This window comes from Nocardioides gilvus (assembly GCF_003194605.1).
Taxonomy (GTDB): Bacteria; Actinomycetota; Actinomycetes; order Propionibacteriales; family Nocardioidaceae; genus Nocardioides; species Nocardioides gilvus.
Genome location: NZ_QHKY01000004.1, coordinates 96,691 through 110,525, shown reverse-complemented (window position 1 = coordinate 110,525; position 13,835 = coordinate 96,691). Strand labels below are relative to the sequence as shown.

14 protein-coding genes are annotated in these 13,835 nt (G+C 68.3%); 1 reads left to right on the top strand and 13 read right to left on the bottom strand.

Annotated features, from left to right (window positions below):
- Nucleotides 1–52: 52 nt before the first annotated feature.
- A complete protein-coding gene (locus DNK52_RS12360; RefSeq protein WP_110241326.1) occupies nucleotides 53–2,137 on the top strand; it encodes a PhoX family protein in 2,085 nt (694 codons plus the stop codon).
- Between the two features lie 80 nt (nucleotides 2,138–2,217).
- Here the strand turns inward: DNK52_RS12360 and DNK52_RS12355 are convergent, their stop codons facing one another.
- The 13 genes from DNK52_RS12355 to DNK52_RS12295 form a co-directional block, all read right to left on the bottom strand.
- Nucleotides 2,218–2,991 carry a YebC/PmpR family DNA-binding transcriptional regulator gene (locus tag DNK52_RS12355; protein WP_110241325.1) on the bottom strand — a complete coding sequence of 258 codons (774 nt, stop codon included), beginning with the start codon at nucleotides 2,989–2,991 and terminating at the stop codon, nucleotides 2,218–2,220.
- 38 nt (nucleotides 2,992–3,029) lie between these two features.
- Nucleotides 3,030–3,650, bottom strand: a complete 621-nt coding sequence (pdxT, locus tag DNK52_RS12350) for a pyridoxal 5'-phosphate synthase glutaminase subunit PdxT (protein WP_110241615.1) — start codon at nucleotides 3,648–3,650, stop codon at nucleotides 3,030–3,032.
- Nucleotides 3,647–4,192: a DUF6891 domain-containing protein gene (locus tag DNK52_RS12345; RefSeq protein WP_110241324.1), complete on the bottom strand. Its 546-nt coding sequence runs from the start codon at nucleotides 4,190–4,192 to the stop codon at nucleotides 3,647–3,649. Before DNK52_RS12345 ends, pdxT begins: the two co-directional genes overlap by 4 nt.
- 28 nt (nucleotides 4,193–4,220) lie before the next feature.
- Nucleotides 4,221–5,132 carry a pyridoxal 5'-phosphate synthase lyase subunit PdxS gene (pdxS, locus tag DNK52_RS12340; RefSeq protein WP_110241323.1) on the bottom strand — a complete coding sequence of 304 codons (912 nt, stop codon included), beginning with the start codon at nucleotides 5,130–5,132 and terminating at the stop codon, nucleotides 4,221–4,223.
- 52 nt (nucleotides 5,133–5,184) lie between these two features.
- On the bottom strand, nucleotides 5,185–5,814 hold the full coding sequence (pgsA, locus tag DNK52_RS12335; protein ID WP_110241322.1) for a phosphatidylinositol phosphate synthase: 630 nt from the start codon (nucleotides 5,812–5,814) through the stop codon (nucleotides 5,185–5,187).
- A 9-nt stretch (nucleotides 5,815–5,823) separates the two neighbouring features.
- Entirely contained in the window at nucleotides 5,824–6,594 is a 771-nt protein-coding gene (locus DNK52_RS12330) for an inositol monophosphatase family protein (protein WP_110241614.1), read from the bottom strand.
- A gap of 14 nt (nucleotides 6,595–6,608) precedes the next feature.
- On the bottom strand, nucleotides 6,609–7,139 hold the full coding sequence (locus tag DNK52_RS12325; RefSeq protein ID WP_110241321.1) for an HIT family protein: 531 nt from the start codon (nucleotides 7,137–7,139) through the stop codon (nucleotides 6,609–6,611).
- Nucleotides 7,140–9,128 (bottom strand): threonine--tRNA ligase, encoded by a 1,989-nt coding sequence (gene thrS, locus DNK52_RS12320; protein ID WP_110241320.1) that lies wholly within the window; start codon nucleotides 9,126–9,128, stop codon nucleotides 7,140–7,142. It abuts the gene before it with no gap.
- Nucleotides 9,129–9,263: 135 nt separating this feature from the next.
- Nucleotides 9,264–10,079, bottom strand: coding sequence for an Ig-like domain repeat protein (locus tag DNK52_RS12315; protein WP_110241319.1), 816 nt, complete (start codon nucleotides 10,077–10,079; stop codon nucleotides 9,264–9,266).
- Between the two features lie 125 nt (nucleotides 10,080–10,204).
- Nucleotides 10,205–11,029 carry an HpcH/HpaI aldolase/citrate lyase family protein gene (locus DNK52_RS12310; RefSeq protein ID WP_110241318.1) on the bottom strand — a complete coding sequence of 275 codons (825 nt, stop codon included), beginning with the start codon at nucleotides 11,027–11,029 and terminating at the stop codon, nucleotides 10,205–10,207.
- A gap of 1 nt (nucleotide 11,030) precedes the next feature.
- Nucleotides 11,031–12,191, bottom strand: a complete 1,161-nt coding sequence (locus tag DNK52_RS12305; protein ID WP_110241317.1) for an acyl-CoA dehydrogenase family protein — start codon at nucleotides 12,189–12,191, stop codon at nucleotides 11,031–11,033.
- A 34-nt stretch (nucleotides 12,192–12,225) separates the two neighbouring features.
- Complete coding sequence (locus DNK52_RS12300) at nucleotides 12,226–12,681, bottom strand: Zn-ribbon domain-containing OB-fold protein (RefSeq protein WP_239455549.1); 456 nt, start codon at nucleotides 12,679–12,681, stop codon at nucleotides 12,226–12,228.
- Entirely contained in the window at nucleotides 12,678–13,835 is a 1,158-nt protein-coding gene (locus DNK52_RS12295; RefSeq protein ID WP_239455540.1) for an acetyl-CoA acetyltransferase, read from the bottom strand. The genes DNK52_RS12300 and DNK52_RS12295 overlap by 4 nt, the downstream gene beginning before the upstream one ends.

The window sequence follows — 13,835 nt, the reverse complement described above, 5'->3', positions numbered from 1 at the left end:
GACCGCCATGCTCAGGCTCAAGAGCGAGACCGCCCGCCCCAGGAGACACGAGATGACCACGACACCCACCTGCCACGACCCCGCCCCCGTGATGTTGGGAGTGCCGACCCGCGGCCCCCACGGCTCACGCAGCGCCATGACCTGCGAGTTCCGGTGCGGCAACGCCTGCGACAAGCCGGTGCCCAACCGCTCCGCGAACGAGGAGTTCGCCCAGGTCGCCACCCGCGCACTGGCGCGGCGCCGGGTGCTCCAGGGCGGGCTGACCGCCGGAGCCCTGGGGGCACTCGCCCTGTCGCCCTTCTCCCCCGCTGCAGCGACCGGTCCCGGCCGCCCCGCACCCACCGGACGCGGGCGCGGGCGGCGTGGCGCAGGCACGTGGGACTTCACCCCGGTGGAACCCAACAAGAAGGACCGGGTGACGGTCCCCGACGGATTCACCAGCGAACTCCTGATCGCGTGGGGTGACCCGGTCACCCGCCACGCCCCTCGGTTCGACGTGCGGCGTCAGAGCGCGGCGTCGGCCCGGACCCAGTTCGGCTACAACAACGACTTCGTGGCTCTTCTCGACCACCCCGCCCGCCGGGACCGTGCTCTCCTGGTCGCCAACCACGAGTACACCAACGAGCCGTTGATGTTCCCGGCCGGCACCCACACTCCGGAGCAGGTCCTCGAGGTGGCCATCGCCAACCACGGCATGTCGGTCGTCGAGGTCCAGAAGGGACGTCAACCAGGGCAGTGGAGTGTGGTGAAGGCCGGAGCCACGCGGTACAACCGCCGTCTGCACGACCAGACGATCTTCGAGCTCACGGGCCCCGCAGCCGGGGACCCGAGGTTGCGTACGTCCCAGGACCCGTCTGGGCGTCGGGTCCGGGGCACCTTCAACAACTGTGCCGGGGGTGTCACTCCGTGGGGCACCGTGCTCAGCGGGGAGGAGAACTTCAACCAGTACTTCGATGCCTCCGGTGACATGGACCCCGAGTACGCCGCGTCGTACGCCCGCTACGGCATCAGTGGTGTGGGGCGTGGCTGGAACCGCGTCGACCCCCGCTTCGACCTCACCCGCGAGCCCCACGAGCCCTACCGCTTCGGTTGGATCGTCGAGATCGACCCCAGCGACCCGCGTTCGACCCCGCGCAAGCAGACGATGCTCGGTCGCTTCAAGCACGAGGGCGCCGACGTCACCATCGCTCCGAGCGGCCACGCGGTCGCCTACATGGGCGACGACGAGCGGGGCGACTACCTCTACCGGTTCGTCTCGCGGGACACCTACGACCCCCGGCCCACGGCCAGGGCACGTCGTCGCAACCTGGGCCTGCTCAGCGCTGGCACCTTGTCGGTGGCCCGTCTCACGGGCGACGGGAGCGCGGACGGGCGGTACGACGGCACCGGCACCTGGATCCCGCTGACCGACGAACGACGTTCCTTCGTCCGTGGCATGAGCGTGGCCGACGTGCTGATCGACACTCGTCTGGCTGCGGACCGGGTCTCGCCCACCAAGATGGACCGCCCCGAGGACGTCGAGGTGAACCGGGTCAACGGTCGGGTCTACGCAGCCCTCACCAACAACTCGAACCGCGGCACGTCAGCGATGCCCGCCGACGAGGCCAACCCGGTGACCACCTCCATGGTGCGCGACCGGCTCGACGGTCCGCTGCGCAGCGCGTCGGGCAACCGGAACGGCTACGTCCTGGAGATGACTCCCGGACGCCGCGGCCACACGGGCCCCGACTTCGTCTGGAACCTCATGCTGGTCTGCGGGGATCCGCACGCTCCCGAGACTTGGTTCGCCGGGTTCCCGAAGCAGTTGGTGAGCCCGATCAGTTGCCCTGACAACGTCGCCTTCGACTCCGTCGGAAACCTCTGGATCTCCACCGACGGCAACGTGCTCGGCTCCAACGACGGGCTGTTCAGGGTGCCGGTCGCCGGACCGGAGCGGGGCAAGGTCGAGCAGTTCCTCACCGTGCCCCTGGGCGCGGAGACCTGCAGCCCGTTCATCACCGCGGACCAGCAGGCCGTCCTGGTCGCCGTGCAGCACCCGGGCGAGGTCGACGGGGCGACGTACGAGACCCCCGCCAGCACCTGGCCCCACACGCACCCGCACCCGCGACCGGGCGTGGTCGTGGTGCGCCGCTCCTGACCCCAACTCCTGACCGCGAACGTCGACAGGCCCGAGGATCTCCTCGGGCCTGTCGACGTCGGTGCGGGAGCGGGACGGGCTCAGTCTTCCTGGGCCTCGAGCTCAGCCAGCACGTCCTCCGGCACGTCCACGTTGGAGAAGACGTTCTGGACGTCGTCCAGGTCCTCCAGTGCGTCGATCAGACGGAAGACCTTGCCGGCGGCGTCGACGTCGACCGGGATGTCCATCGACGCGACGAACTCGACCTCGGCCGACTCGTAGTCGACCCCGGTCTCCTGGAGCGCGGTACGCACTGCGACGACATCCGTGGCCTCGGACAGGACCTGGAAGGACTCACCGAGGTCGTTGACCTCGTCGGCACCGGCGTCGAGGGTGGCTTCGAGGACGTCGTCCTCGGACACCTCCTTGCCCTCCTGGGCCTTGGAGACGATCACGACTCCCTTGCGACCGAAGAGGCGCGAGACCGAGCCGGGGTCGGCCATGGTGCCGCCGTTGCGGGAGACCGCGGTGCGGACCTCCATCGCGGCACGGTTCTTGTTGTCGGTCAGACACTCGACGAGGATGCCGACGCCACCGGCACCGTAGACCTCGTACATGATCGTCTCGTAGTTGACGCCTGATCCCTCGAGACCGCCTCCACGCTTGACCGCGGAGTCGATGTTCTTGTTGGGGACCGACTGCTTCTTCGCCTTCTGGATGGCGTCGACCAGCGTCGGGTTGCCGGACGGGTCGGGGCCGCCCATCTTCGCCGCGATCTCGATGTTCTTGATCATCTTGGCGAAGAGCTTGCCGCGCTTGGCGTCGATCGCGGCCTTCTTGTGCTTCGTGGTCGCCCACTTGGAGTGGCCTGACATGGGTCCCTCTTCCGTATCGGTCCTTCGAGTGGTCCGTTTCAGGCCCGGCGCACCAGGTCGAGGAACAACCTGTGCACACGAGAGTCCCCACCGACCTCCGGATGGAAGGAGGTCGCCATCAGGGAGCCCTGGCGGACGGCGACGATCCTACCGCTGGCCGGTCCTGCCTCCACGCGCGCCAAGGTCTCGACGCCGGCCCCGGCCTCCTCGACCCACGGGGCGCGGATGAAGACGGCCCTGACGCGACCCTCCACGCCCGCCACGTGGAGCTCCTCCTCGAAGGAGTCGACCTGCCGTCCAAAGGCGTTGCGCCGCACGGTCACGTCCAACCCTCCGAAGGTCTCCTGGTCCGTCGTGGCGTCCTCGACGCGATCGGCCAGGAGGATCATCCCGGCGCAGGTCCCGAAGACCGGGAGTCCGGACCCGATGGCGGCCCGCAGGGGGTCGAACAGGCCGAACGCACGCGCGAGTTTGTGGATCGTGGTGGACTCCCCGCCAGGAAGCACGAGCCCCTGACAGCGGACGAGCTCTTCGGGGCGTCGCACCGTGAGGACGTCGACGTCGAGACTGCGCAAGGAGGCGACGTGCTCGCGTACGTCACCCTGCAGCGCCAGGACACCGATGGTGGGGCGCGCACCGGCACCGGTTGAGGTGCTCACGGACGCCGCTCCCACCGCACCGAGACCTGGATCCGGTCGCCGATCTGGCGTGCGGCGAGCCCGTGACGCTGGAAGCAGCCGGTCACCAAGGTGGCCAGGTGGTCGCCGGGCGCCACGTCACTCCCGTCCGGGCGCCACAGGTGGATCTCCAGCACGCCGTGGTCGATGGCGTGCCAGACATCGGCAGGCACGAACCAGATGAGACCGCGCAGCGGGGCCTGGCCCGCGGTCAACCCGGCGCGCGCCTCGGCGTCACCGCGCACACCCTGGAGGACCGGAAGGGCGTGCTCGTCACACTCCGCGAAGGCTGCCTGGAGACGTTCGAAGTCCGTGACCGGATCCCAGCTGGCGGCCAGCGCCGCGACCTCCTGCCGCGCCGCAGCGAGCCAGGCCCTGGCCAGGATCGCTGCGTCCGTGTGCGGCATCTCGACCCGAGTGGCCTCGATGACCTCGGCCAACTGCTGGTCGGGGTCATTGAGGCCGGCCCTCACCTGCAACCGGGCGAAGTCACGCAGGTCGTCCTCGACCGAAGCGCGTGCCATCGTCAGGATCCCCCGTGGGTCTGGCAGATCACCAGCCGCGCTCGGACAGGCGGTGTGCCTGCGGGAGCTCGTCGACGTTGATGCCGACCATCGCCTCACCCAGACCGCGCGACACGTCGGCCACGACGTCTGCGTCGTCGAAGAACGTGGTCGCCTTCACGATCGCGGCGGCGCGCTGGGCCGGGTTGCCCGACTTGAAGATGCCCGACCCCACGAAGACACCGTCGGCACCCAGCTGCATCATCATGGCCGCGTCCGCAGGCGTCGCGATGCCACCAGCGGTGAAGAGCACCACCGGCAGTTTGCCGGTCCCGGCGACCTCCTTGACGAGGTCGTACGGGGCCTGGAGCTCCTTCGCGGCCACGTACAGCTCGTCCTCGCAGAGGGAGCCGAGGCGACGCAGCTCTCCCAGGATCGTGCGCATGTGGGTGACGGCGTTGGAGACGTCACCGGTGCCGGCCTCGCCCTTGGAACGGATCATCGCCGCGCCCTCGGTGATCCGGCGCAGGGCCTCGCCCAGGTTGGTGGCGCCACAGACGAACGGGACGGTGAAGTTCCACTTGTCGATGTGGTTCGCGTAGTCGGCCGGGGTGAGGACCTCGGACTCGTCGATGTAGTCGACGCCGAGGCTCTGGATCACCTGGGCCTCGACGAAGTGGCCGATCCGGGCCTTGGCCATCACCGGGATCGAGACTGCCTCGATGATGGAGTCGATCATGTCCGGGTCGCTCATGCGCGAGACGCCACCCTGGGCCCGGATGTCGGCGGGGACCCGCTCGAGAGCCATCACCGCGACGGCGCCGGCGTCCTCGGCGATCTTGGCCTGCTCGGCAGTGACCACGTCCATGATCACACCGCCCTTGAGCATCTCGGCCATGCCGCGCTTGACGCGCGCAGTGCCGGTGACGGGCTGGGAAGAGGTTTCGTGGGTCTCGCTCATGGGCGCAGCCTAAGCGGCCGAGGGATGCTCCCCGTACACGGGCGACCCCCGTTCAGAGCGTGGACGCTCCGGCATCCTCCGCCGATGCCTGCCGGTACACCTTCAGCACGCGGTAGACGACGGTGTAGGTGCTCGCGACAGCCAGGGTCCACAGGGCGATCGGGACGAGCACCGGCAGGGAGAGGATCTCCGACAACCCGGTCAGCACCAGGATCAGCACCAACCGGTCGGCGCGCTCGGCGATGCCACCCTTGGCGTCCATGCCCAGAGACTCGGCGCGGGCGCGCGCGTACGACGTCACCGACCCCATCACGAGGCAGTACAGCGAGAGGCAGAGCAGGACGTAGGAGTCTCCCGGCCCGGCGAAGTGGAGCGCCAGGCCTGCGAAGATCGCGGCGTCGCCGAAACGGTCGAGGGTGGAGTCCCAGAAGGCGCCGAACTTGGACGTCCGTCCCGACAGCCGCGCCATCTGGCCGTCGATCAGGTCGGAGAAGACGAAGGCGGTGATGAACAGCACGCCGATCAGCAGCTCCCCTCGCGGGAAGAAGATCAGGGCGCCAGCCACCACCCCGATGGTGCCCACCAGTGTCACCGCGTCGGGACTGATCCCGAGGCGGAGGAAGAGTTTCACGATCGGCGCCAGCACGACGCCCTGCCAGAAGTTCTTGAATCGGTCGAGCACGTGGGCAGGCTACCGGTCCGCGAGCAGATCGCTCGCCCGGGCGACGGCAGTGGGCGCGCCAGCGACGTACCAGGAGACTCCGGCGCCCTCCACCACTCGGGACGTTCCCCCGACCGCGCGGATGATCGCCTCACCCGGCAGCCGGTCCCAGTCGGGCACGGAGTGCTGGAAGAGGAGGTCGATCCGGCCCTCGGCGACCGCCACCGCGTCGAGGCTGCCTGATCCCAGGGAGCGGTACGTGCCGAGCCCTGCCAGCACGCGGCGCCAGCGCTCCCCGACCGGACCGTCAACGTGTGGGGGATGAAGATAGGTGGCGGCACAGGCCGTGGACAGGTCACGGTCAGCGAGCTGCGGGAGACGGATGCCGTCGCGGAAGGCGCCGACCGCGGGAGATCCGACCCATCCGGTGCCACGGACGGCGTCGTGCACGGCACCGACTTGCAGCTCTTCTCCGTCGGTGAGCGCGAGGGCAGAGCACCACCGCTCGAGACCGCGTACGAAGTTGTAGGTGCCGTCCACCGGGTCGATCACCCAGCGGCGAGCACTGGTCCCGGGACGGAACGCGCCCTCCTCCCCGATGACGCCGTCAGCGGGGCGCAACTGCCCCAGCACCTCGAGGACGTGTTCCTCGGCGGAGCGGTCCGCGACGGTGACGAGGTCCGTGGCGTCGAGCTTGGCCTCGCCGTCCACTCCCTGACGGAACCAGCGGGCCGCCAGGTCTGCTGCTTCGTGGACCAAGGACTCCGCGAGAGCGAGGTCGGCCGCGAGAGAGACGCTCACCGAGGCCTCGCCGCTCAGTGCCACGCCTCGGCCAGGAGGGCACGGGTGTCGGAGAGCAGGGCCGGGATGACCTTGGTGTTCCCGGTGACCGTGATGAAGTTGGCGTCCCCCACCCAGCGCGGCACCACGTGCTGGTGGATGTGGGAGGAGAGTGAGCCACCAGCCGCGGAGCCGAGGTTCAGCCCGATGTTGAGACCCTTGGGCACGCTCACCTTCTTGATGGTCCGCACCGCGGCCTGGGTCATCGCCATCAACTCCGACGACTCGTCGAGGGTGAGGTCCTCCAACTCCGAGACATGGCGGTACGGGATGACCATCAGGTGGCCGGGGTTGTAGGGATGCAGGTTGAGCACGGCGAAGCAGTGCTCCCCGCGTGCGATGACCAGTCCTTCGTCGTCCTGGAGGCTGGGGATCACGCAGAAGGGACAGTCCTGGCTGCCTTCCTGCTTCGCCTTGGCCTCCTTGCGGATGTACGCCATGCGGTAGGGCGTCCAGAGGCGCTGGAGACTGTCCTCCTCGCCGATGCCGTGCTGCTCCATCGACATTCAGACCTGCTCGCGACTCTCGACGGCGGACGCGATCCGGGCGATCGCCTCGGCGACCGGCACTCCGTTGTCCTGGCGGCCGTCCCGGTAGCGGAAGGAGACGGCCCCGGCCTCGACGTCGTCGTCACCCGCGATCAACATGAAGGGAACCTTCTGCAGCTGGGCGTTGCGGATCTTCTTCTGCATCCGGTCGTCGGACAGGTCGACCTCGGCACGGAGACCCGCTGTCTTGAGCTGCGCGACGATCTCCCTCAGGTAGTCGTCGTGCCGCTCGGCGATCGGGATGGCAACGGCCTGGACCGGCGCCAGCCACGGCGGGAAGGCACCGGCGTAGTGCTCGACCAGCACCCCGATGAACCGTTCGATGGAACCGAACTTCGCCGAGTGGATCATCACCGGCTCCTGCCGGGAGCCGTCATTCGCCTGGTAGGCCAGTTCGAAGCGGTGCGGCTGGTTGAAGTCGTACTGGACGGTGCCCATCTGCCAGGTGCGACCGATCGCGTCCTTGGCCTGCACCGAGATCTTGGGGCCGTAAAAGGCCGCGCCACCCGGGTCGGGCACCAGCTCGAGGCCGGTCTCGGTCCCCACGTCCTCGAGCACCTTGGTCGCTGCTGCCCACTGTTCGTCGGAGCCGATGAACTTGTCACTGTCGGCGTCGCGGGTGGAGAGCTCGAGGTAGAAGTCGTCCAGGCCGAAGTCGCGCAGCACGCTGAGCATGAAGTTGAGCAGGTGCTTGACCTCTTCGGGCGCCTGCTCCGGCGTGCAGTAGGAGTGCGAGTCGTCCTGGGCGAAGCCGCGTACGCGGGTCAGACCGTGGATGACGCCGGACTTCTCGTAGCGGTAGACGGAGCCGAACTCGAAGAGCCGCAGCGGCAGCTCGCGGTAGGAGCGCCCGCGGCTCTTGTAGATCAGGTTGTGCATCGGGCAGTTCATCGCCTTGAGCTGGTAGTTCGATCCTTCGAACTCCATCGGCGGGAACATCGTCTCGGCGTAGTGCGGCAGGTGGCCCGAGGTGTGGAAGAGGCCGTCCTTGGAGATGTGCGGGGTGCCGACGTACTCGAAGGCCTCTTCGATGTGGCGGTTGCGGACGTAGTCCTCCATCACCCGCTTCAGGACACCGCCCCGGGGGTGGAAGACCGGCAGGCCGGATCCGAGCTCGTCGGGGAAGCTGAACAGGTCGAGCTCGCGGCCCAGCTTGCGGTGGTCGCGACGCTCGGCCTCCTCGATACGGTGCAGGTGCTCGTCGAGCGCTTCCTTGGTCTCCCACGCGGTGCCGTAGATGCGCTGCAGCATCTTGTTCTTCTCGTCACCGCGCCAATAGGCGGCCGCCGAACGCATCAGCTTGAACGCCGGGATCCGCTTGGTGGTCGGCAGGTGCGGGCCACGACACAGGTCGGACCACGCCGCCTCGCCCTTGCGGTTGATGTTGTCGTAGATCGTGAGCTCACCGGCACCGACCTCGGCTGAGGCTCCCTCGCCCATGGCCGCAGCCTCAGCGCCCGATCCCTTCAGCCCGATCAGCTCCACCTTGTACGGCTCGTCGGCGAGCTCGACGAGCGCGTCGGCGTCGGTGGTGACCCGTCGCTCGAAGCGCTGGTTCTCCTTGATGATCTTGCGCATCGCGGACTCGATCTTGACCAGGTCTTCCGGGACGAACGGAGTCTCGACGTCGAAGTCGTAGTAGAAGCCGTCGGTGATCGGCGGGCCGATGCCGAGCTTGGCCTGGGGGAAGAGCTGTTGCACGGCCTGGGCCAGGACGTGAGCCGTGGAGTGCCGGAGGATGTCGCGCCCGTCAGGCGAAGACATCTCGACGGCTTCGACCTCGTCGCCGTCGCCGAGGACGTACGACAGGTCCTTCAACTCGCCGGCCACTCGCACCGCGATGACGTCGGGAGAGTCGGCGAACAATTCCCAGGCCTTGCTGCCCGTGGCCGTGGTCCGTTCCTCGCGCGAATCGGCGTGGAGACGGACGACCTTGATCTCGGACACGAGCACTCCTGGGAGCTGGGGGGGATGTGACTTGGCTGATGCTATCGGGGACGCAGTACGGCCCCGGTGGGAGATCCCACCGGGGCCGTGCGGTGCGGTGAACTCACCTCGGGAGGTGAATGCCGTGACCAGAGGTCACTTGACCTTGAAGGTCACCGTCTTCTTCGACGCCTTGTAGGTCTTCGAGCCCGCATAGGACACGATCGCCTTGTACTTGCCCTTCTTGAGCTTCTTGGTCTTCAGGGTGACCTTGCCCCTCTTCAAGGTGAGCTTGCCCTTCTTGACCGTCTTCTTGCCCTTCTTGACCGTCACGGTCACCTTGCCGGTGGGCTTGGCCTTCTTGCCCGTCACCGTCACCGTGGCCGTGGCGACCTTCTTCTTGCTGACCTTGACCTTGACCTTGGTGGAGGAGCCGATCTTCGCGACGGGGGCCACGGTGCCCTCCACCGGCACGGAGCCCGCGATGGCTCCGACGGGGGTACAGACGACCGCGACCGGGATGCCCATGGCCACCGCGTCGACCTGGAGGCGGGTGACCGTGACGTTGGCGGTGCTCGTGGAAGACACACCCGCGCCGGTGAATGTGGGGAGATCAATGGGCGCCTTGGAGGCCATGTTCTTGGCCGTGTGTGCAGCCGTCAGGGTCGTGGCAGCTCCGTCCACCGTCAGGGAGAGCTTGGCCTTCAGGTCCATCGATGCGATCGGGACCGGCACGATCCCGGGCATGTCGCCCAGCTCGGCGACGACACTGACCCCGGTCGCGCTCGTGCGCTTGAGGGTGAGTGCGATGTCGGTGGTGTAGTCCATCTGTGCTTCGAACGCGGGCACGTCGCAGGTGAACTTTGCGGGCAGAGCCGTCGCCGCGTGCGCCGCGCCGGTCAGGGCCGGGACGGTCAGCAGACCTGCGGTCAGTGCGCCGGCGGCAATACCGGCAAGGTGGCGAAAGCGCATGTGTTTCCTCCTGGGAGGCGTCACCGGTTGGGCTCGGGCGACGCTACTGACGCACCATCCGCTGACGGCGCGTGTAAGACGATATACGATCTATCGCCGGATCTGGAGGTGTCAATCCGACTTTTTCAGCGCACCCGAGCCAGCACCTGACGCGCCTGACGCGCCACGGCCTCGTCCAGCATTCGACCGCGCGAATCAACGGCAACTCCCGAGCCTGCGCTCTCCAGCGCGGCCAGCACCTCGCGCGCCCAGGCCACCCGCTCCTCCGAGGGCGTGAAGACCTCGTTGGCGATGACCGCCTGGGCGGGGTGAATGCAGGCGCGACCCACGAATCCCATCCGAGCCAGTGCCTCGGTGGAGGCGCGGTAGGCATCGAGGTCGCGGAACTCGGTCGAGACCGGTGCGATGGGCGGCGAGATGCCCGCCGCCGACGAGGCGAAGACCACGTGCGAGCGCGAGTAGAGCAGCTCCCGCTCGTCGTCACCGGTCGTGATGCCGACGTCCGCGCGCAGGTCGGCCTCACCGACCTGGAGTCGCTCGACGCGCGGTGCTGCGGCGATCTCGCGCGCGGAGAGGACCGCGTTGGCACTCTCCAGCAGCGGCACGACCTTGGCCTGCGATCCTGCGGCCGTGAGCTGGGCATCCAGCTCGACCAGTTCGGCGGCGCTCTCGGTCTTGGCCACCACGAAGCCTTCGAGCGTTTCGCACTCGGCCAGCGCGGCCACGTCCAGCGCGCGGTCCGCGCCGGCGTTGATCCGGACCCACACCTTCACGTCGGTCTCGGGCAGCCCTTCGAGCCACGAGAAGACGATGTCGCGGGCCAGCGCCTTGTTGTCCGGCGACACAGCGTCCTCGAGGTCGACGATCAACTCGTCGGCACCGCGGTCGAGCGCCTTGCGCAACTTGTCCGGGGCATCGCCCGGGACGTACAGAGCAGAACGAGCGAGCATGTCAGCCTACCTTCGTCTCGCCCTTGAGCAGGGACTTGGCCACCACGGTGCGGAGGATGTCATTGGTGCCCTCACCGATGCTCATCAAGATGGAGTCGCGGTAGAGACGCTCGACCTCGAACTCGGTCGAGTAGCCGTACCCTCCGTGCACCTTGAGCGAGTCGATGGCCGACTGCAACGCCACCTCGGAGCAGAAGATCTTGGCCATGCCGGTGGCACCGTCGGCCCGTCCGGTGCGTACGGCGTCCGCGGCCCAGTAGGCCATCAGTCGTGCAGCCTGGACCTGGGTGCCGAGCTCACCGAGCTTGGCCTGGATCAGCTGGAACTCCGAGATGGCCTGGCCGAACGCCTTGCGCTCCTGCGAGTAGGAGAGCGCCTCCTCGTAGGCACGCTGGGCGATGCCGACCGAACGGGCAGCGATGTTGACTCGTCCCCACTCGAGCGCCGAGAGCACCTGCTGCATGCCGCGGCCCTCGACAGCACCGACGAGCTGGTCCTTGTGGACGCGCACGTTGTCGAGCAGGATCTCGCAGGACTCCGTGCCCTTGTAGCCGAGCTTGGGGATGTCCTTGGTGACCTCGAAACCGGGAGTGCCGGCTTCGATCAGCAGCACGCTCATGCCCTTGTGGGCCGGCGAGGCGGTCGGGTCCGTCTTGACCAGGACCGGGAGCGGGTCGGCGTACCGCGCGTTGGTGATCCACATCTTGGAGCCGTTGACCACGTAGTGGTCGCCGTCCAGGCGGGCCGTGGTGCGGATGCCCTGCAGGTCGGTGCCAGCGTCCGCCTCGGTGAGGCCGATACCAGTGCGCCGCTTGCCGGTGGCGAGGTCCGGGAGGTACTTGTTCTTCTGCTCCTCCGTGCCGTGCATGGAGATCAGACGGCACGCCAGGGAGTGCGATCCGAGGATGCCGGCGATGCCCATCCAGCCGCGAGCGATCTCTTCGAAGACCAGCGCGAAGGCGACGGGGTCGAGGTCGAGGCCGCCGTACTCCTCCGGCACGGTGATGCCGAAGAGCCCCATGTCCTTCATGCCGTCGACGATCTCGGTCGGATAGCGCCCCGCCTGCTCCCACTCGCGGGCGACGGGGATGATCTCGTTGTCCACGAACTGGCGCAGCAGCGCCTTGAACTCGCGCTGGTCGTCGTCGAACTTGAAGTCCATGAGTGTTCTCCTCTGGGGGGCTGGAGTGTGGGTGTCAGTGGGTCGCTGCGGACCGGTGGTACGGGAGGGAGCGGCCGTCCTTGAGGTCGACCCAGTCGAGGGTCACGGCGTCGCCGATCTGCCAACCCCGCTCCCCCGGCTCTGCCGGCTCGAGTCGGGTCAGCACGACGGGTCCTTCGTCGAGCCGGACCCGCGCGACCGTGTAGGGCACGCTGAGCTCCGGCCGCGGAGCCCGGTGCACCACGGTGAAGGTGTCCACGACCCCGGCGCCGGAGGCGTCGACCTGGGTCAGGTGCTCCATCGAGCCGCAACTGGTGCAGAGCGCCTTCGGCGGGTGCTGGACCGCACCGCAGTCGGTGCAGGACTGGACCGTGAACCGGCGCTCGCGGGTCGCGTCCCAGAAGGGCGCGCTGTTCTCGTCGGCCGCCGGGACCGTGCCGGGCACCCAGGCGGTGCCTGCCGTCTCTGCGTTCATGGGTCCAGCGTTCATCGGTCCACTCCCAGTACCACGGTCGCGTGCGTGGACAGGATGCCGCCGGTGCCGTGCGCGACGGCGATCTCGGCGTCCTTGACCTGACGCGCACCGCCCTCGCCGCGCAACTGACGTACGGCCTCCACCATCAGGAGGATTCCGTACTGGCCGGGGTGGCAGTACGACAGTCCCCCTCCGTTGGTGTTGAAGGGCAGCTCTCCCCCAGGTCGGATCCGTCCGTCCTGGATGTAGGAGAGCGCTTCACCCTCTGCACAGAAGCCGAGAGCCTCCAGGCTGAGGGCGGCGGTGATGGTGAACGAGTCGTACACCTCGACGACGTCGACGTCTGCGGCCGTGATCCCGGCGCGGGCGTACGCGTCCTGCACGGCGCCGCGGGCGCCGGGCACGCTGAGGTCGGCCACGGCGGTGAACGACGTGTTGGTCGTGCGTTCGCCGTAACCGAGCACCTCGACGGGCTTCTTGGCCAGGTCGCGGGCCCGCTCCATCGAGGTCACCACGACAGCGCCGCCACCGTCGGTGACCAGGCAGCAGTCACCAGCCGTCAGGGGCGAGGAGATCATCGTCGAGTCGACGACGTCGGAGACGCTGAGCGATCCCTTGCCGTAGCGGAACGCCTTCGGGTTGAGCAGCGCCCACTCCCGAGCGGCGATCGCGACCTCCGCCAGTTGCTCGCGGGTCCCGCCGTAGCGGTGCAGGTAACGCTGGGCCGCCATCGCGTAGTACGACAGCGGGTAGAGCATGTCGTACGGCTCCTCGAACTGGGCCTCGGGGATCCAGGGCTCGTGGACGCCGCCCAGCTTGCGGGAGCGGGCCGAGCGTTGGTTGGAGGCGAACGAAATCACCACGACCGAGGCCTGCCTGGCCTGAATGGCCTGGGTGGCGCGAGCCAGGTACATCTCGAAGGCACTGCCGCCGGAGAACGTCGAGTCGGTCCAGGTGGGGACGACACCGAGGTAGTCGGCCAGCTGGGTCGCGGAGAACCGTGAGATGTTGTTGGTCGCTATGCCGTCGACCTCGGCCAACGTGAGGCCGGCGTCGGCCAGGGCCCGGGTGACGGCCTGGCTCTGCAGGGTGAGGATCGACTTGTCGGTCACTCCGAGGTCACACTCGGCGGCCCCCACGATGGCGACGCGCTGCGCTGCTGAGCTCAC